General features: G+C 61.9%; 16 protein-coding genes. 6 read left to right on the forward strand and 10 right to left on the reverse strand.

The features are described from left to right. The first annotated feature begins 107 nt into the window (after positions 1–107). The 5 genes from ACWV14_RS00085 to ACWV14_RS00105 all read left to right on the forward strand — a co-directional run bounded on the left by ACWV14_RS00085 (position 108) and on the right by ACWV14_RS00105 (position 7,407). Positions 108–884: a hypothetical protein gene (locus tag ACWV14_RS00085; RefSeq protein WP_454901636.1), complete on the forward strand. Its 777-nt coding sequence runs from the start codon at positions 108–110 to the stop codon at positions 882–884. Then, positions 847–2,898, forward strand: coding sequence for a Mu transposase C-terminal domain-containing protein (locus ACWV14_RS00090; RefSeq protein ID WP_454901638.1), 2,052 nt, complete (start codon positions 847–849; stop codon positions 2,896–2,898). The genes ACWV14_RS00085 and ACWV14_RS00090 overlap by 38 nt, the downstream gene beginning before the upstream one ends. Beyond that, positions 2,898–3,863: a TniB family NTP-binding protein gene (locus ACWV14_RS00095; RefSeq protein WP_454901640.1), complete on the forward strand. Its 966-nt coding sequence runs from the start codon at positions 2,898–2,900 to the stop codon at positions 3,861–3,863. Before ACWV14_RS00090 ends, ACWV14_RS00095 begins: the two co-directional genes overlap by 1 nt. Positions 3,864–4,042: 179 nt before the next feature. Further along, on the forward strand, positions 4,043–5,476 hold the full coding sequence (locus tag ACWV14_RS00100) for a TniQ family protein (protein WP_454912669.1): 1,434 nt from the start codon (positions 4,043–4,045) through the stop codon (positions 5,474–5,476). Then, on the forward strand, positions 5,368–7,407 hold the full coding sequence (locus tag ACWV14_RS00105; RefSeq protein WP_454905974.1) for a TniQ family protein: 2,040 nt from the start codon (positions 5,368–5,370) through the stop codon (positions 7,405–7,407). Before ACWV14_RS00100 ends, ACWV14_RS00105 begins: the two co-directional genes overlap by 109 nt. A gap of 36 nt (positions 7,408–7,443) precedes the next feature. Here the strand turns inward: ACWV14_RS00105 and ACWV14_RS00110 are convergent, their stop codons facing one another. From ACWV14_RS00110 to ACWV14_RS00135, 6 genes are all read right to left on the reverse strand, one after another. Then, positions 7,444–8,388, reverse strand: coding sequence for a hypothetical protein (locus ACWV14_RS00110; protein ID WP_454901642.1), 945 nt, complete (start codon positions 8,386–8,388; stop codon positions 7,444–7,446). Positions 8,389–8,579: 191 nt separating this feature from the next. Then, entirely contained in the window at positions 8,580–9,845 is a 1,266-nt protein-coding gene (locus ACWV14_RS00115) for a three-Cys-motif partner protein TcmP (protein ID WP_454901644.1), read from the reverse strand. Positions 9,846–9,910: 65 nt separating this feature from the next. Next, the gene (locus tag ACWV14_RS00120) at positions 9,911–10,690 is read right to left on the reverse strand and encodes a DUF5131 family protein (RefSeq protein WP_454901646.1); all 780 of its coding nucleotides are present in this window, start codon (positions 10,688–10,690) and stop codon (positions 9,911–9,913) included. After that, on the reverse strand, positions 10,687–11,325 hold the full coding sequence (locus ACWV14_RS00125; RefSeq protein ID WP_454901648.1) for a LexA family protein: 639 nt from the start codon (positions 11,323–11,325) through the stop codon (positions 10,687–10,689). The genes ACWV14_RS00120 and ACWV14_RS00125 overlap by 4 nt, the downstream gene beginning before the upstream one ends. A gap of 92 nt (positions 11,326–11,417) precedes the next feature. Further along, positions 11,418–12,266, reverse strand: coding sequence for a three-Cys-motif partner protein TcmP (tcmP, locus tag ACWV14_RS00130; RefSeq protein WP_454901650.1), 849 nt, complete (start codon positions 12,264–12,266; stop codon positions 11,418–11,420). A 460-nt stretch (positions 12,267–12,726) separates the two neighbouring features. Next, entirely contained in the window at positions 12,727–13,533 is an 807-nt protein-coding gene (locus ACWV14_RS00135) for a class I SAM-dependent methyltransferase (RefSeq protein ID WP_454901652.1), read from the reverse strand. A gap of 291 nt (positions 13,534–13,824) precedes the next feature. Between ACWV14_RS00135 and ACWV14_RS00140 the strand changes: the two genes are divergently transcribed. Beyond that, on the forward strand, positions 13,825–14,847 hold the full coding sequence (locus ACWV14_RS00140) for a hypothetical protein (protein ID WP_454901654.1): 1,023 nt from the start codon (positions 13,825–13,827) through the stop codon (positions 14,845–14,847). A gap of 452 nt (positions 14,848–15,299) precedes the next feature. Here ACWV14_RS00140 and ACWV14_RS00145 read toward each other — a convergent pair whose 3' ends face one another. The 4 genes from ACWV14_RS00145 to ACWV14_RS00160 form a co-directional block, all read right to left on the reverse strand. Further along, on the reverse strand, positions 15,300–15,626 hold the full coding sequence (locus tag ACWV14_RS00145) for a hypothetical protein (protein WP_454901655.1): 327 nt from the start codon (positions 15,624–15,626) through the stop codon (positions 15,300–15,302). A 51-nt stretch (positions 15,627–15,677) separates the two neighbouring features. After that, positions 15,678–15,902 (reverse strand): hypothetical protein, encoded by a 225-nt coding sequence (locus ACWV14_RS00150; RefSeq protein WP_454901657.1) that lies wholly within the window; start codon positions 15,900–15,902, stop codon positions 15,678–15,680. A 99-nt stretch (positions 15,903–16,001) separates the two neighbouring features. Beyond that, positions 16,002–16,379 carry an Imm8 family immunity protein gene (locus ACWV14_RS00155; protein ID WP_454901659.1) on the reverse strand — a complete coding sequence of 126 codons (378 nt, stop codon included), beginning with the start codon at positions 16,377–16,379 and terminating at the stop codon, positions 16,002–16,004. A gap of 12 nt (positions 16,380–16,391) precedes the next feature. After that, positions 16,392–18,908 carry an RHS repeat-associated core domain-containing protein gene (locus ACWV14_RS00160; protein WP_454901661.1) on the reverse strand — a complete coding sequence of 839 codons (2,517 nt, stop codon included), beginning with the start codon at positions 18,906–18,908 and terminating at the stop codon, positions 16,392–16,394. Positions 18,909–19,252: the final 344 nt, after the last annotated feature.

Here is a 19,252-nt window from a genome sequence, read left to right on the forward strand (position 1 = left end):
TTGACCGGTCCCTGACCGGCGTGGGCGCAGCCATGCCCAGAAACAGGCCTATCGACAACGCCATCGGTGCGCAGGGCCTTCGCGGCGCTGCGTGCCAAGGAGCACCCATGCCCGATACACCCGCATGCGGCCGGCGCGCCGGCCAAACCTTGCACGCCAGCACGCTTGGCAGCACCCTCACCACCAGCATCCCTGCCAATGGCAGGCGGATCAGCCCGTCCGGAGGCATCGTGCGCGGCAAGTTTCCAAGCCGCAAGAACGCGCGGATGGTCCATCACCGAGGCCTGCTCGAGCTTGATGCGATCTACCTCTTCGAAACATCTCCGCTCATTGCGAGCTTTCAGGAGCGGCCGGGCGCCCTGAGCTACCCGCACGGAGCGCGCCTGCGGCGCTACACGCCGGCCTTCGAGCTGCTCTTGCGCAGTGGCGAGAGGATCCTGGTCGAGGTCATGTACGCAGATGGGCTCAAGGAAGCACCAAGGCGTGAGCGCCTGGACCACATCGAGTCGCACCTGTGTCGCTTAGGGGTCAATTTCGCCGTGCTGACAGACGACGTCGTGCGTCTGGAGCCACGTCTGTCCACACTGAAGGGCATCTATCGCCTGGCACTGCAGCGCCAGGCGCTCGAACCCCAGACACACCGGGGGCCGCCCAGCGCCGCGGCTGCGGCGGTGGCCACCGCGTCGATCGCGGCTTGTCTACCCGCTCGACTTGACGCCCTGCCTTCTCTGCTTGCCCCCACGGGCATCAACGCTTTCAGCCTGCTGCTCGGCGGCTTCCTGCGCTGCTCCCTCGATGCGCCCGTCGGACCGTCCACCACCATCCATCTTTCCAAGGAGATCGCCCATGACTGGTTTCATGTTTCGCAAGCGCATGGCTTTTGAGTGGAAAGGCACCCCTTTCCTCATCGAACGGCTGCTGCCGAGCGACGAGCTCATCGTCGAACAGGCCGACACAGGGGCCACGCAGAAGGTGACCCGCTCGCGGATCCTGCAGGCCTACTCCAACGGCGACATCGTCGTACCAGAAGCGAGCGACCAGCACCCGGCGCGCAGGCCATTCTTCGGCAGGCCGCTGCAGGAGCTCCCAAAGGAGATGCAGGACGAGACAACGCGCAGGTGGCGCTACGTCACGCAGGTGCTCGAGCTGGGCAAGCCGGTCTTCACGGCCCACTACCTGAAGCCCATCCTTGCCGGCATCGCCGAGAAGCTGAACGACCTGAAGCCGCCCAGCCTGGCAACGTTCTACCGGTGGTACGCGCGCTTTCGTGCGTCGGGTGAGACCCGAAGCCTGGTTCCGCGCACCGATCTGCGTGGGCGCCGGCATTCCAAGCAGGACAACGAAGTGCAGCGGATCTTCGTGGAGGTGGTGGAAAAAGAGTTTGCGAAGTCACCTGCCATGACAGTGACGACGGTCTACGACACGCTGAGCACGAGCATCGAGATCGAGAACAAGCGCCGCCTGCCGCATGACCAGCTGGTCGCCCCGAGCATGCGAACGGTCTACCGCATGATGGCCGATCTGGGGGCCTACGACCTTGCGATCCTTCACGACGGCAAGCCCGCGGCCGATCGCCGGTTTCGCACGGTCGGCCTGGGGCCGCGAACGCAGCGCATCCTCGAACGCGTGGAGGTCGACCACACGCCGCTGGATCTTTTTCTCATCGACGAGCGCACCTCGTTGCCGTTGGGTCGTCCGATGTTGACGATGATCATCGATAGACACAGCCGCATGCCCTTAGGCTACTACCTGAGCTATAGAGGCGCGAGCGCCGCGGCAGTCATGGGCGCGCTGCGGCATGCGGTCATGCCCAAGCACCCGGCAAACCCTGTGGTAGCTGGCATCAGAGTCGAACATGGCTGGCCCTGCTATGGGCTGCCCTTGACGCTGGTCGTGGACAACGGGCTGGAGTTCCATGGCGATGACCTTGAACTCGTCGCCCTGGGACTGGGCATCACGATTCAGTACTGTCCCAAGCGGCAACCTCGGTACAAAGGCGCCATCGAGCGGTTCCTCAAGACCGTCAACTACACCTTCGCCCACCAGCTTCCAGGCACGAGCTTGGCGCGGTTTCACAAGCGCGGTGACTATGACCCTCTCAAACACACCGTCCTGACCCTTGGAGAGTTCTTGCACGTCTTCGAAAAATGGCTGCTCGACGTGTACGCGCAGCGCCCTCATCGCGGTCTGGCCCGCATGAGTCCGTGGGCCAAATGGCATGAGAGTGCCGCGATGAACGAGCCGGTACTGCCTGCCAACCTGGACCTCTTGCGCCGGCAAATCGGCCTGATTAGTGAGCGGTCGCTCAGGCCGGACGGAATTACGCTGAACAAGATCCAGTACAACTGCGACGCGCTTCAGCCCGTTCTCAACACGTTCGGCGTGGGCACCAAGGTGCGCGTGCTGCACGACCCCAATGATCTTGGCGAAGTTTTTGTCTGGGGCCCCGACAGCACGGAACCCATCGTGGTCCCGGCGCTGAACCACGCATACGCCAAGGGACTCACCGCGTTGCAGCACGATCTGATGATGGAAGTGCAAAAGGAGAATGAAAGCAGTCCTGTCTCCGCAAGCCAAGCGCAGGCCCAGATCTCCGAGGCCGTCTCGCAGCTCATCCAGAGCAAGAAGCAGAGCAAGCGGCGCCAGGGCGCCGCCATGCGTGGCGACGACTCTGCCACGCTGCAACAACAAGCGCTACCCCCAGTCGCTCCCAGTCCCAGTGGCGCCCCGTCGCCAAAGATCGAGGTTGCCGCGCAGGCCGCCAACGACAAGGATGGCACATCGGGCCCGCGCAGCGCAGCCAGTCCGCCAGAGGTCAAGGGTTTCAGCTTGCCGCCCCCGCTGGGCAGCTTCCGGATGGGCGCAAGGCCGCAACCTCGCGACGCGAGGGGATCATGATGATCGACGAGTACGCAGCCTTCAAACGCTTTGACGAGGAGTACATCGAGTTTCCTCCGTTCAATACCGCGCTGGCAGCAGTGGAGGACTCCATCGCCATGTACCAGTCTCACCAGATCGCCCAGCACCTCCTGGTGTTGGGCGAAAGCGGGACCGGCAAGAGCAGCCTGTGTCAGTTGCTTGAAACCCGCTATCCGCGCGAGCGACTGCCCGAGCGCGACATCTGTCCCGTGCTGTATGTCCCCATCCCGGCGGCTGCGACGGTCTCGGGCATGGCCAGCGCGATGCTGGAAAGCCTTGGAGACCCATGGCCCATCCTGGGCTCGACCGCGGACAAGATGATGCGCATTGCGCACCTTCATCGCGCGTGCGGGGTGCAGATCACGCTGTTCGACGAAGCGCAGCATCTGCACGATCGCGGCCAGGCGGCAACGCACTACATGGTCGGTGACTGGATCAAGAGCTTCATCGACAAGACGGCCAAGCCTTCGGTGTTCCTCGGCTTGCCGCGCCTGGAGCTGCTTCTGCAGACGAACGAGCAGCTGCGCCGGCGGTTTTCCAGGCGGCTGCACCTGGCGCTCGGACAAAACGAGGAGATGACCATTCACGAGGAGTGCCTGCAGCTGTTCATCTCGCTTGGCCAGACGCTGCCTATACCTCTGGACTACATCAATTTCTCGACACAGGAGATGGCGATGCGCATCCATTACGCCACCGACGGCAGAGTGGCGTACGTCAAGAAGATCCTGGGGGCGGCGCTGCGCCTGGCATCGCGCACGCACTGCAAGATGATCGATCTCCAGACGCTGGAGGACGTGTACACCTACGAGATCTGGCAGGAGGGCATCGGCCCGCTCAACCCCTTCAACCCGAAGTTCGTGTTCCGCCGTCTTGATCGCGGAGGCGAGCCGTTCCAGCGGGGCGACGCGGCCGGGGCCGGGGCCCCGCGCAGGAGAGGGGGATGACGGCAGGGACACAAGACGGGCACGAACAAGACGGGCTCGAGCAAGACAGGCAAGAACCGCCGCCCCAGCCAGCCAGGCGCGCTCGAACCATCAAGAAGACCTTGCGCGAGGGCGCGCCGGCGCCCACAACCCGTACAGCCCATGCAGGGCCGCCGCTGGCGGGGTCGTCGAGAAACCACGTGATTGCGCTGGATCACTTCCCTGTGCGCCCGCGCGCTCAGGCTGGAGAAAGCACCCTCGGTTATCTCGTCAGACTGTGCGGTGCCAACGGCCACATGTTGCCGGACTGGGTCGTCCCGCAACTGTCGAATGCAGCGGACCAGGGTGTGTCCACGCAGTCGTGGCTGCACCTGGGTCAGCCTTCGAGCCAGACCGCACCATCCGAGTCGAACGGCGCAGGGACGCTGGCTTGGAGCCCGAGCGCGTACAGAGCCTTTGAGGCTGGCTTGCGCGCGAAGAAAACGTGGTGGGGACCATTGGTCATGTCGCCACGTGTTTGCTCAGTCTGCATCAGACACAAACGCCTGCACAGAGCGCTATGGGAGATTCCGCTGGTCCAGGTCTGCCCGGAACATCGCCTCCCCTTGCAGGGGCGATGCACGAAATGCCGCGGGGCACTGAACTGGAATGATCTGCTCGCGTGGACCTGCACATGCGGCCAGCCGCTTCAAGACCTTGAGCCTGAGACAAATTCCTGCAGCCCGGCGCAGTGGCGCACTGCACAGGTTTTCGCGACCGCAGTGCAGTTGCGTCTTTCCGGGCCGGGCGTCCAGGGTGAGCCATCGTGTCAACCATCGTGTGAACCGTCCTGCGAGACGTCATACCCTGTCGAAGAGATCACGGATGCGCTCGCGTTCGGGCACGCGCTGCGCGAGGAGCTGCGCCGCCTGCCGCCAAAACCGCGCATCGGCAATTTCTTCAAGAGCCGATGGCGCGTCAAGCGCGGCAAGGTGGTCCGGCACGCCCCGGGATGGTGGGAGGCACGATGGCTGGCCTACAGCGATGCGCAGCGCGACCGCTTGACCAGACGGCTCTTGCTGTGGAACTTCCGCTATCGCGCCGGATGGCTGGTCTTCGGCTTGAAGGACGAGGGTCTGGCGCGTGTCCAAGACGCGCTGGCAGCGGCGCCCATGTCGGCATGCCTGAACCTTGTGCGCGAAAGCCTTGCGCGCACGCTGCAGGCATGCGAGTCGCCGGTGCGCCCGGGCCAGGCGCTGTACTTCAATCCGCGGCTGATGCACGCCGACGGGGCGCACGTGCGAGAAGACCTGCACCGCACCTGGCCGGCGATGGCTGAGGAAATTGCCCGGTCTCCCCTGGTGCCGCAGCCGGGCAGCCTGGTCGAGGCCATGCGAATGCTCCATGAGCCGCGCCTGCACCGAGGGACTTTTCGTCGGCTGGTCCGTGAGCTGGCGTTGCCCGATGGGTTGCGGCCTAAACATCTGTGCGAAATTCTCGACTATCACGGGGTACCGCGTTGGACATCCTGCACTTTCGAGACGACGTGTCAGCGGCCGGACTGCAGCGCGGCCTACTGCTGGTTCGACCACCACGTCACCGAGACGAATCAGAATATGCCTACCTCATACGTGTATCGGCAGCCAACGCGCTAGCGCCTCCCCGGCGGCTTTGGCGCGCGCTGCGCGGGGCCGGCGACGGCTCGGGTGCCGACATGCATGCGTTGCAGATGCGGCTGGACGTCGATCTGGTCTCCGCCACTCGCGACAGCAGTGAGCCTCGTTCAACCGCCTCACACTCCAGTGACGTGCCGGCCTGCTGGCTTGCGGACAACCGGCTCTATGGGCTGAGCAGGGAGGACTTCCTGCAGGCCAGGATGCGCTGGTGTCCCTCATGCCTGAGGGAGCAGGGCTACATCCGGCGTGAATGGCGGCTCAAGCTGTGCTGTGTCTGCACCCGGCATGCGTGCCTCCTGCGAGACCGCTGCCAGGCTTGCGGCGCGCCACAGCGCATGGAGCGGGGCGATCTCCTGCGCTGCCGCTGTGGCGCTCGACTGGATGCAGGTGAGCAGCGGGGTGCGTCTTGCGATCTGGTCGACCTGACTGCGTTCATTGCAGATGCGGTTTTTGAGCGAGACATTGCACCCGGTTTTCCATCGGAGGCGGGATCGGGGACTGCAGTTGCCACCCCATCAGGCCCGTCCCCTGGGACGGCCGCGCAGTGGTTCAAGCTCGTGCGTTACCTTGGCGCGTTCGCCAGCTCGGCTCGCCCGGCCAGGGCAGGCCAGGCAGCGCGCCTGGACGACCTGGTAGTGGCGACGACATACGCGCAGGCGGCGGCGCGGATTCTTGGTGGCTGGCCTATGGGGCTGCATGCGCTACTGCGTGACGCGGCGGCCATGCAAGACAACACCGCCAGTCTTGCGCGCGCGTTCGGTCCGATCTACGCGGTGCTCTACCGTCGGCTGCCATCACCGTGCTTCCAGTTCCTGCGCGATGCGTTCGAAAATTATCTTCACGACAACTGGTGGGGGCTGCTGTGCAAGCGCAATCGCTCGCTCCAGAAATCCACGATCCAGACTCATCCGCGCATGAGCCTGGGGAAAGCAGCGGTGCTGTCGCGCACCGACGCGGCGACCACGACGCATTTCGTGCAGCAGGGCCTGCTCGTTGCTCACGAAACCCTGTCGCCGAAAGGCCGGCGGTTCAGAACAGTTCATGCGCAGATGATCGGGTCACTCGCATCGAATGCTGCGGCCCTGGTCTGCCTGGACGAGGCGGCGCAACTGCTCGCGTTGCCAGCCGAGCGGGTGCGACAGCTTCTTGCGCACGATCAGCATCGTCTCGCCCTGGCTGAAGACGAGCACTGTGCGAACAGGGTGCTTCCTCAAGCCTCAGCAGGAGAACACACCGGCCCTGGGTCTTCACATCAGGCGGGCACACGGTGGAAGATCAAGAGAGCCACGCTGGCTGCGTGGCGGCCTGCGCACCGGCAAGTGCACGCAGGCATTACTGTCAAGGCAGCATCGGTGCGCAAGGCCGCTCGGGACCGGCACCTGAGCGCGTTCGAGTTCTGCACGCTGGTGCATGCGGTTTGTCGGGGCGACCTTGTCGCATTCGAGCGCGAGGCCGGAGCGTCGGCACTGGGAGATCTGATGCTCGATGTTGCCGCTGTGAAAAGATTCATCGCAGCGATGAGGCGGCCTGTCTTTTTGACAATGTCGGTGGACGAAGCAGCACGCATGCTCGGGCTCAAGCAACAAGTGGTCTATGGGCTGGTGCGCACGGGCCTCCTGCAATCGCACATCGATGCGGCCGGTCATCGATCGGAAGAAGCGAAAGAGGGCCCGAGGAAAACGCGAAGCGGTCGGCGCATCTGCACCGACGACATCGCGCGGTTTCGCAGCACCTATGTCGCGCTAGCCGATATTGCCCGCGGCTGCAGTCAAAGCCCAAAAGCCTGGATGCAAGGCTGCCCGCTTCTCCCGGTCTGCGGCCCGACGCTGAATGGGGTCAGGCAGTATTTTTACCTGCGCTGCGAGGTGGATGCCTGGCAAGCAGGAACCACGGTGGCGCGCACCACCTGACCGATCAATGCCGCCCCTGCCAGCTTCACCCTAGATTCAACCCCACCAAGAGAACAATCTTCCAATTCCGTAGATGAGGCTCGCCAGCAGCAACAGCGTGACGAATCTCCCCTGGAAAGGCTCGATCCGCGTTTCGTAAAAGACCTTCCAAGCCCAGAGAAACGGGTGGCGGCGTTGTGCCAGACGTTCAATCTCCAAATCCTTGGCATTGCTGTTCAACCGGTTGTTGAGCTGACGCTCACTCGCCAACGCCTCTTGCTGCTGCGCCGCAAACTTCAGCAGCGGCGTGACCGTGATGTTCAGCTTCCATCTGGTGCAGGGGGTGAGGTCTGCCGCCTTCATCGGGAGGGAGTGGCCGCCACGCTCTTGGGGGTCATCGAAACGAAGCTTCAGGCCAAACTTCCGCCAGAACGCATTGCGGGTTCGGCGGTCTTCCTCGTCGACGGCTTGGCCCGGCACAAGCGCAATGTGCTGCACCTCGGCTTCGGGCCAGTGTTTGGCCCAAGCGACGATTTCGTTCATCAGGTAGGTGCCGATGCGCACGCCTCGGGGAATACCTCCCTGCATCGTCAGAAAAACGGCCCCGGTCGTGCCGTTGACCTGGCTCTTGGCCAGACTGATGGTGTTGAGACGGCGAGAATACCCGGCACTCATGGAGCCCTTGGCTTCGCTGCGCGAGTCCGTTGTCCATCCGCCGATCCGGGAATACCGCAGATCGATGCGAGCCTCTTCAATCTCGCCGTCTTCGGCTCGCGTGAAGTTGAGCCGCCGCTCGACCAGGATGAAGTGAAGCGGCCTTTGCTGCCCCGGCGTTTTTGGGCCAAGAGCACCCGTCGAAGGCTCTCGGGCACTTACTTCCAGAACGACGATGGAAGGTGTACCCAGGTACGGCGCGTCCCAGGAGGCGCAGTAGGTCTGCTGCGCCTCCCACTCCTTGCACAAGGCATTGGCGGGAGTTACCGCTGGCACGACATCAGTCACGAATTTTGGGTCGGCGCCAGCCGATCGATGGGTGTCTGTTGATGAGCGGCAAGGTCAACCCGATCATGGTTCTTTCAAAAAATTTGAGCCGGGAGCAAGCAAATACCGATCTTGCGGCGGTTAGTTCCTCGTTGAACCTCCCGCACTCTTGCGAGATGCGGCATTCCGCTCCCACGTCGTATTTGAGCAGGTCAGAGAGAAAAACCGAATGTGCGTTGTGACGGCAGCCGCAGGACATGGTCCGCTTTGATCCGGACTCGGGCTTTAGATGCGCCGCCGTGTTCGTCCAATACCCGGATCTCTCCGCTCCGGTGAAGCTCCAGGACTGCGGCCTGCACCATGCTGCGCGTGGCCGGTGTCGTGTTGATGAGCTGTCCGAAGAATTGCTCGAAGGTCATGCCCTCTGCACCATCGAACAGCAGGGCAGGGATTTGTTCCATCATGGTGTCGTTGCTCACCTCGGCCGCCACTTCGCTGAAATCGAAACCCATCTGTAGCTTGTGCTCATCGTTCAGCTTGTCGATGTAGCCTGTGCTGAACATGTGAAAGCCGGCATCGCCATAGTGCGCGAAGTGGTTGTGATGCGTCCAATGCGCGGTGGCCATGACGTCCCGCGCTTTCCAATGCTGTGAGAGGTGCAACAACCAGAAGTCGCCATGCCCGCGCGCAGGCCTGACGAAGAACGGTGTGTAGAACTGGGCAGCGCACTGGGCCGTCAAGCTCTGGTAGAGCGAGGACTGCAGATGGACACGCCAACGCGGGGATAGCTTGAGCTCGTCGAGTTCGGCGGCCTGTACGCGCGCAGTGATGCCCGTGGCGCGCTGGAAGTGCGCCAGGTTGTCGCCACTCAGGTAGTTCAGCAGCGAGTCAATGTAGAAAGTAAGAATGACCTCGGCACGCTTGAGTCTGGCAAAGATGTCCCGCAGGCAATGCATGGGCACGGCTTTGTACCCGTACTGATCGAGCACGAACAGCGCACGTCCCGATTGGCGGCTGCGCTCGTGCGCACGCTGGACGACCGAGGCACAGTGGTCCGCGAACTTGCCCTTGACCAATTGCACATTGCCGTCACGCAGCGCCGAACCGTAGCCGCGGGCTTCCAGCACGCGTTGCAAGTGGTCCAGCGTTCGTCGGGACTCGTCGATGCAGATGAGTTGGACGTCGATACGGACCGGTTTGCGGCGCTCCTGCCGCATGTTCACACGCGCTTCCGCTTCCTTGATGGCTTCCAATATCACGAGGGGCGAACCCGGCACCTCCTGCCCGGACTCATTCACATACAGCCCGCCGCCGCAGAAGCCGTCTACGATGGTCAACCGGATCTTGTCCTGCTGGGGCATTGGCACCAAGGTCAGGAAGTACTCGACCAGGTAATTGCGCAAGAGCGAATGCTTAACCTCGCTATGCCGCTTGAGCAGCGGTGGCGGGGTTCCCCAGTCCCAGTCGTAATGTGGCATCGCGTGGCGCGCCGGGCGCGCTCTTGTTCTCTTGCCGCGGAATGTGCCCCCGCGAGCGCCAGGAATCAAGCGCGCTGTGGTGCCACCCCGACAGAAGCGACCTGCTGTACCACCATTGCCGGCATCTCGTCCCAGGTCCGGCCGTTCAACTCGCGGCCGTTGGCGGCCTTTGCCCGCTTCTTGCCGTCGGCGCCCCAGCCACCCCACTGCTTGAAGAAAAAAGCCACTTCTTGCTCTTGGCACTGGGTCCGCACGGCCTCGGCCCACTCCATTTTCATCGGACGCGCCTTCGGTCCGGACTCCCCGCCAACGATGACCCAGTGAATGTCCGTCAGGTCGAGTTCGCCGACATCGGCCAGCAGAGGTTCGACCGAAAGGAACCGGATCGAGGCGGGCACGGTGCGAAGGTGGTCGATGCGCGGCACACCGTACTTTCGGTCCTCCACCGAGACGCCCAACCACGCGTTGTCCGGTACCGAGCGCGTACGGAAGTAGCGCGCCATCCGGGCCGCTCGCTTGGTCAGGATCTGGTAGGTGTGCTGGGGCGTCTGCGCGATTACCTCGAACACCTTGCCGATGTAAGCATCGGACACCCGGTCGTGGAACAGGTCCGACATGGAATTCACGAAGTAGACCGTCGGCTTCTTGCGCTTGATGGGGTCGTTCAGCCGCTCAGGCAGCAGGGTCAGCGCGAATCCGTTTTCGTATCCCGGCGTGCCCATGGCTTTGAGACGCTTGGCCATCGCCTCCGCATAGCAGTGCTTGCAACCGGGCGAGATCTTGGTGCACCCAACGGTCGGGTTCCAGGTCTGCTCGGTCCATTCGATCTTGCTGGTGGTCGTCATTGGCGTTTCCCGTGCTGGTTGAGCTTAGCGTTCGTCGACGCAAGCGGCTTGTAACTTCGAACGATTCCTCTGACAACGCCAATGATGTTCAACGTGTCACGAGGGTCTACGGCGCGTGGGTTCGCACCATGCGGCATCAGCTGAGGCCGCCCGCGGGCTGTCCTGTATTCCTTGATCGTGTGGTCGCCATCGATCTCGGCCACCACGATGTCACCGTGGGCGGCCCGCGCACTCGTTTCCACCACGGCTATGTCACCACCCAAGATCCCGGCGTCCACCATCGACTCTCCCCGAACTCTCACGAACACTGTCTTGGATGGTCGGCTCACCAGCAGCTGGTCTAGCGCCTGGGCCTGTACCAGGCCCGTGGCGTTTCCATCCGCGCCGAATCCAGCGCGTATTTCGTCGTCGCTCAGGTCCAGTGTGAAAAATTCCGGCCCCGGCGCGAGTCGTCCACCGACCGATTTCGCCAGGTGACCGCTGGAGATCAATCGCTGAGTGAACTTGAACGCGGCATTTTTTGCCTTGAAGCCGAGCGCCTCTGCCATCCGGCTGTACGAGGGAAAACATCCCATGCGGGCATAAATGTCGCGAAGACGGCGCAGGTGCACGTGGTCGTTGTTGGGGCGTGCCATGCTGGGGAGTTTAGTGGACAAGCGTCCACTAATTAATCAAATGGGTGGACACGGTCTGTGCCGCGATGTAGCTGCGGATTGGGCGAGTAACCTCAGAAGAGGTCGAGATTGCGGCTGCGCGCGATATCACCCCAGATGCGATCGGGCAGGGCGTGGCGAGAAAAGAAGACGAGCCGGTAGATCGACCGGCCCTTGCCGTCAGTGATCAGAGGCATCTGGCCGCTGACCTTGAAGCCCAGTTCCTCGATGGTTTGACACCAGGTGTCGAAGAACCAGCGCGGCAAGCTAGATTTGGACAGCACAGAGGTTGGCACGGCACTGCGCCAGCCGGGCAAAGCGTGGTCGAAGCGATCCCGCTTTGGGTCCAGCTCCATGTCGATGTTGCGAGTCAGATCCATCAGGCTGAAGTGAACGGCAAAGTCCACATACTGGAGCTTGGCGAGGCGCTCGATGATCGAGAAGGACAGGTACTCGAGGTTGTAGGGGTCGATGTAGGCCAGTGCGAGCGCACCGAACGGAACCGCGCTGATCATGGAGTCGACCGTCTGCACGGCCGGCCCGGTGAAGCTCTGCACGGACGCGCCGACCGCAGCGAGGCGCGACTCGTTGGCCCGGACGCGCTCGCCGTCGATGTCGCCCACCAGGACGCGGGTAAAAGGCGCGTCGGAAGCCAGCGCTTGGCGGAACGCTGTCATCGAACCACCATCGCGAGTGAAATTCTCGCCTTCGACCTGAATGCGGCCGGGGCCGCAGAATGGGTCGATGAGCACACGTTGCTTGAACTTCTTGCGGGCTTCGCGCGTGGCGTCCAGGTAGCGGGTGAGATAGAAGTGCTTGTCTTGGGGCACCCACTTGCCCACTCCGCGCTCGTGCGGGCCGCGTTCAATGGGAAGGTCCGGACATGGATCCTGCGAGTGGCCAACTGACATGTCTGTATTCAAGGGCGCTCCTTGCGACACGGCCTGGCTGGACACCTCTGGCTGGGTCCATGTCGTCCCCGAAATGTAACGTGCCAAAGTCTGACAGGCATCCCATGAAAGTGGGCCTTGGCAGGCGCCTTCCGGTCGAATTCACGCCCTAATCGCGCACCGCGCTTGGGAGAGAATTCCTCCCGGCTGATGGGTAATGGGGAAGTGACTGCCGCTGACTGGCTGTGTAGCTCTCGTGTCCAGTCAGCTGTCCGACCATATGAGCCTTACGGCAGGGCCTTCGCGTATACAACCGAGATTTTCGGTGAAGTCTCTTCTGGCAGCGTCAGGCGGCTTTGGTCGATGCGCTAGGAGCACCAAGACGCCGAACTGCACCCGCCGCTAGGCGGATTTGCCGATCATGCTGGACCGAATCGAGGCCTTTCGCGTCGGCTCGTGGCAAAAGCAGGTCCCCATGACGCAAGTTTGCGACTTACGAACTCTTGCGTCTTGCCAACACCGAGACTACTTTTGGTATGGATTGACCTAGAAGCAAGTTCGGATTCGGGGCTGCTCCGTAGCTAAAGCTACTTCCAGCAGCATCCCAATCCAGCATCTGAACATCCACGACCTCAAAGCCGTTCGGCAGGAAAACATACTTGTCGTAGTCAGCCTTCGTCTCTTGATTTGCAAAGGCTTCCGTCACGCCGGCAATAACTCCACCACGAAGAGCAAAGTGCACCCACTCTACCGACGGCGGGCAAATGCTCGCCTTCAGCATGGCGTCTTCCACATTCTCCCGGTACTTCTTCGCCCGCTCCTCTTGCGGAGTTTCGGAGGTGACGTACTTATCTTGGTCGTCGGCGTTCGAACCTAGAAACCAGCCCCCAATGACCTTGGGCGCAAACGCCTTTATGGCATCGACGCTTTCTGTCGGAGGCTCAAAGACATCGGAGAACAAGATCTCGGCGTTCGCCCCAGCAGCCGCAAGGCGCGTCCGGACCAAGTCGACGAGATGAACGTTGTTATCGAGTGCAAGAACTTTTCGCGAGGCGGCCAATACCAGGGTGCCCAAGCCGATGCCTGCACCGATTTCCAGTACGTTCTCTTGAGGGGTAATCTCACTCAGGCGCTTGTAGACGCCGTTGCTCTCAAAGACCGAGGACTCTTTTCCCCAATGTTCCGCATATGTCTTGGGGTCCATCCGGATCTGCATCACGATTCCTTTCTGGTTGTTGATTTGCCCTGCCCAGGCTACAGCTAAGTCCGCATGGCTCGATTTCTGGCCGCGATCTAACATGAAGGGTCCGACAGCGATCGCAGTACTCTCACAGCAGGCAATGCTCCAGTAAAAGATTTTGCCCCGAGACCATGACACTGGCTCCTGATCATCGGGGCTGAACTGACTTCATGTTTGGCTCAGACATCAAGACGCTATCTAAGCCATTAATGAAAAGGAACACTTCTTCAATGCCTCAAGACTGATGGCTGGCCGTTGCTGGGCACCAACCCATGGCAGAGGCAGCATTAAAACCGCTTGACGATTCATTTTGATTCATTTAGATTTGATGAATCAAAATGAATCGCTCTTATGGCAACACGTTTCGTTCCCTCCCTGCAAGAAATTCTCTACCGGTTGGTCGGTGCTGCGACGGACGCTTCGCTGAAGCAACCGACATCGGCAAACCCGGGCCGTTTTCCTGTCGTGGTTCGTCCGGAGACGCGGGCGTTTCTTGAAGCGCAGGCTGCATACCTGGGAGGCTCCATCGCCGGGGTAGCCGGCGCCATTCTTGATGGCGTTGCCATGGCCACGCAGGGGCGCGACAGCGGTGCCGCGGCGCTGCGAGGGGTCGCGGAGCGCTTCGGCATTCTGATCAAAGAGCACGACCTGTCTTTCCCTGCTGCGGTGGAAGCGCTTTCCGACCTCGGGATCACGCTCGCGGATCTGGCGTCAGTAGAGTCGCTGCAGCTCAAGCTGTCGTCTCCTGTGCTGCGCAGCGTCGCAGAGCGCTTCTATGTCGAATATGACTGGCTGGCTGGCAAGGGCGATCAAGTCTTCCGGGCCACGCCGCATTGTTGGTACAAGTCGATGGAGGTTGCAGCAGACAAACTGGTCGAGGCCAAGCATTCCTGCACCGAGACAGAGTTGACATTGTTCATCAAGCAAGGCGCCGATCTTGAGATGGTCGACGACACGCACGACTGGAGCCGCCAGCCGCACTTTCTGCCAGTGCTGACTCGCAGCAAAGCGCTGCCAGGCGGAGAAACCCTCCAGACATTCGAAGTCTGGGACGAGGGGCGCTGGTCATACCAGCCGTGCCGAGAGCACATCAAGCTCGTCGTTTATTTTGCGCGCCATCTCGACATCTACGTCAACGGCAGGCACCTTTCACCGGCAGACTATGACCTTCTGATGAACGGTGAGGCCTTACCCGCCACAGTCCTCCGACGCAATCCGAGCCACATCTCGTGGCACCCGGACGACTATGTGATTCCTGAATCTGCTGTTGCTAAAGAGACCAAGGAGTGGGCTCGCATTGTTGCAACGCCTGAATATTCACAGACGTTCCGCTACTTTAAAAAGCTCCTTCAGCGCGAAGGAGTTGAGCCATGAAAATTTTCTTGGAGGCCGACTTCACAAAAGGGAGCGGTGCCTTTAGATGGGAAGGGGTGACCAATCGACGGCTCAAGCGATTGATGGGATCCGTCATTGTCATCGTGGGAGCTATCACTCTCGTCGTGCTCCCGCGCTTTTAACGAGTGCGCGTTGACGCCACGTTAGCAGTCATCGCTGCTTAGAAATTGAGTACTGAAGGACGCGGAAAATTCATTTCATTTTCTGTGGCACAAGAATCCGATCCTTTCAATTTCTGTGGCACCAACAAGCCTTCCCTGTGACACAGAAAATGAAAAATCCCTTATAAATCAACGGGCGAAATTTCACATATCTTGGCACCCCTCACCTGTAGGTTCTCAGAGTAGATGCAAAAATTCTCATCACTTGCAAGCAATGCCACCGAGTGACTTGGCCGGCACGATAGCATTGGTCAGTCTCATGTTTCGCAGCTACCAGCCGATGGGCTCTCCGTCCTCGTCGGTGACGGAAACTTCCGTCCGGCTTCTGAGCCAGGAGAGGAATCTGAGCAGGTCCGCCTGGATGCTGGGAGGACGGCTACCAAGTTCCAGCAGGATCTGATTGGAGTCCTGCAGAAAGATCCGGACGTCATAGGTCCAACGACCGTTCACAGCCCTGTCTTCAAACCCCTGCAACCAATACTCGCTGCCATCGGTCTTCGAGAAAGTCGGGAGCATTCTGATCTGCGCCGACAGCCCTTCAGCATGCCTCGGGAGCCATCCAGTGTCCCGGAATGAAACGTAGAACTCTGCTGCCATAAGAAAGCGGTCAGGCGGCGAGAGACAGTTCAGTGATGGTCATGGGACAAATCAGGAGCCTGCACGTGGCGGAGGGTAGATGTCGTCGGGAGCAGCTTTCGAGCCAGTATCTTGAAGTTCACTCTCGAAGACCATCCACGATTGATCGTCTATGGAAACAGCGTACCAGTTGCCTTCGGCGGTTGGTGAAATACCCAGAATGACGCCGCACTTGCCGTTGACCGCGCTGTTTTGCTGCGCCTTCGAACTCACCCTGACCGCGCTGAATAGGTCCATGTTGCTTTGAAGTGGCTGTCTCGATGGGCGTCTTGTTTCTTGGTTCGGACGGAGGCGATTGAAGCGCAGACGCTCGTCCTCGTGGCAGCCGGGGCCGTGTCAATCCTCGTGCGCGAAATCCTCGTACTCCCACGCGAAATAGCGCTGCAGCGCCACGCACGAGTCTTCCCAGGTGTCACGCGTGCATTTTTCGAGGATGTCCTCGATCGTCTGCCTGAGCAGTTCGTAGTCGAACTTCTCGACCACCAGCACGCTGTGCCCAGCGATCAAGAAGCCCTTGGCCCGGCGGCGCAGGGCCTCGGGTGTCGCAACCTTCACGTAGAACAGATTGCTGCCTCGTGCACCGTCGCTCATAGAGACGTCGAGGTCGAGCGTGGTGTAGGTGTCCTCGAGCGTTCGGGGGCGCCATTGCTCGAGCGGATCGGTCATTGTCGATGACATCTCCCGCAGGACGAGTTGGTACTTGGCTTTTCGCATGATTGTTCTCTGTCAGTGCACATCCAGGTGGACATTGCCGACGACATCGCCATCGGCGTTTTTCGTTTCGAAGTTGACTTGCTTTCCAGTTCTTGACCACGGCCGACCGTTGACCCTGTCGAAACCCCTTTTCTCTGCCGGGAAGCGGAAAGTCCGCTTGCCATCGGCAGACACCAGGCCTTTGCCGTTCGACATCGGACGATGCTCCGGTCCGACGAAGGCCTTGCCCAGCTTCATCGCATCCTTCGGCGAAACGCTTCCGGTGATGCCTCGGTTTCCGCCCGCCGCAGTCTGGTTGAGGATGCGCTTCATCTTGTTGCGCATCGCCTTCGAGAGCCTGGACGTTCCACACCAGCCCCAAGGGTCGATCCACTCGATTGGGTTTGGCGCGTACTGATAGAGATTGAAGCCGCCTGACAGCCCGATCGGATCGTTTGTCGTGAACCTCCCCACATCCGGATCAAAGAACCGGAACGTGTTGTAGTGCAGCCCGGTCTCGCGATCAAGGTACTGGCCCTGGAAACGCAGGTTCTGCCGCGCAAGCTGCGCGGGGTGATATTCCTCCTGCACCGTGCTGCCCCACACGCGGTAGCGCGTCTGCCACAGCAACTGGCCATCGGCGCCGGTCATCTCTTCCGGTGCGCCGTTGGCGTCAGTGTGGAAGTGCACCACCTCCTGGTGTGCGCCGAGGCCGTCCACGCGCGCCAAGGGTTCGTAGCTGTCCTCGGCGGTATAGAGGTACAGGCTGTGCTGGCTTGCGCTGTGCTCGCCTGCCAGGCGCATGCCATCCCAGAGGAATTCGGTCGTGCCGAGAACGTGGCCGTCGGCCCGTACGTGCGTCTTGGCCGTGCGTCGCCCGATCGGGTCGTACTCGAAGCGCACGATGCTCTCGCCCTGGCGGTCCCGGATGACGACCGCCACCAGCCGGTGTTCGCTGTCATAGCGGAAACGCTGCACCGTGTGGTGGCCGATGCGCTTGCACAGCAGGCGACCGAAGCGGTCCCATTCGTAGCGCTTGTCCTGGTAGACGTGCAGGCGATTGTTGCGCACGTAGCCGGAGCTGCCCGTGCCGGCGCCGGTGGCCGAACCGTCGCCGTCGAGCAGGTTCGCGGCCTGGTCGTAGCGGAAGGTCTCGGCGGGCACGCCGGGGTTGGCCTGGTGGTACTGGGCCTGCAGGATGCGGCCGGTGGCGTCGTAGCGCAGCGACTGGCGGCGTTCCGGCGGCAGGCTGCCGCCAGCACCGACGCCGCGCCCCTGCAGGTCGACGAGACCACCGTGCCCGCCATGACGCCTGCGGGCGCACACGATCAGGTTGTCGGCGAAGTCGTATCCGTAGGTCTTGTCGAGCAGGCCGCTCGCGGGGGCCTGGCCGCCAGGGTCGCAGGCCAGCCGCTGGCGGCGGTGGGCGAGGCGGCCAACGCGGTCGTAGCCGGTGGCGGTGGCGATGCGGCCCTGGCTGCGCAGCACCTCGCGGTGCAGCCCGTCGCGCTCGAAGTCGCTGATGACCTTGCCGTCGATGTTGACCTGATGCAGGTGGCCTGAGCCGTAGTACAGCCGATTGATGCTGCGTCCATCGGGCAGGCGTGTGCTCAGCAGATTGCCGAGTTCGTCGTAGGAATGGCGCAGCGCGCCGCCGGCACTGCTTTCTTCGGTGAGCCGGCCCAGGGCGTCGTAGGCGAAGCCGAGGCATTGGCGGACGCCTTGTGCGCTGGTCTGCTCGATGGCCAGCAACTGGTCGGCGGTGTCCCAGCGGTAGCTGAAGGAGGTATCGCCGGTGTTCCTGGCAAGCAGGCGGCCGACGGCGTCGCGCTCGAGGCGATGGACGATGGGTTCTTCGTCGCCGGGCTCGACAAGCGCTTCGTTGGCTGCGCCTCCCGCGGCCCGTGAATCGTCGTGCGCGTCAGTCGCATCAGGCGGGGCCGGTATCCACGCAACTTCGGTGACCTGGCTCAGCGCGTCGTAGCGGTAGCGACGTTCGCTGCCGTCGATGTCGGTCTGTGCGCGCAACCGGTCGCCTTCGTCCCAATCGAAGCGATAGGCCTGGCCGTTCTCGTTGTGCAAGGCGATGAGCCGGCCATAGGCGTCATGGTCGAAGCGCACGCGCCGACCCATCGGGTCCAGGCGCTCGCATACCTCGCCGCCGGCGTCCCGCCGATAGGCGGTGACGTGGCCGGCAGGGTTGGTGAAGGCGTGCAGCAGGCCGGCGCGGTCGCGCTCGTAGCGCTCGATACGGCCGTCGGGTAGCAACACCTGCCGCAGCCGGCCTCTTGCATCGTGCTGGTAGTGGGTGGTCTCGCCGATGGCGTCGGTCACCGACTGCAGGTGGCCCATCGCGTCCCAGGCGAAGCGGGTGCGCTGGCCGGAGCAGTCGATGTGCTCCCGTAGCAGGCCGCGCTCGTCCCAGCGCAGATGCTTGTGCTTGCCGGTGGCGTCGGTGATTCGGACCACCTCGCCGCGGGTGCCGTGGGCATACACGGTACGCTGGCCCAGCGGATCGATCTGTTTTCGTTTGTGGTTGAACTCGCTCATCTGCAAAGCGAGGTCACTGCTGCGCTTCGCAAGGCCGCCTGATTTGACGGTCGTGAAGTGACCTTTGCACCGAAAGCAGATGCGCGGCACGCCCCCACCTCGGCCAACCGTCGGATAGCCTTCACACCTAGGCCGTTTTTTGCATGTTCTCTGAGAAACATGCCCAGACGATTCTCAGAAAAGATGCGTAACCTGCTGGCAAGGTTGACACCACTTTTGCGTCTACTCTGAGGACCTACAAAGCCGTCCACGTTCCCCGGCACCCCAGAACGCCCGGCCTTTGCCGGGCGTTTTGCTTGGCGGATGCGTCAAACCCTTGAGGCAGAATCTGCGCCAATTTCGTT

This window comes from Variovorax durovernensis, from assembly GCF_977011995.1.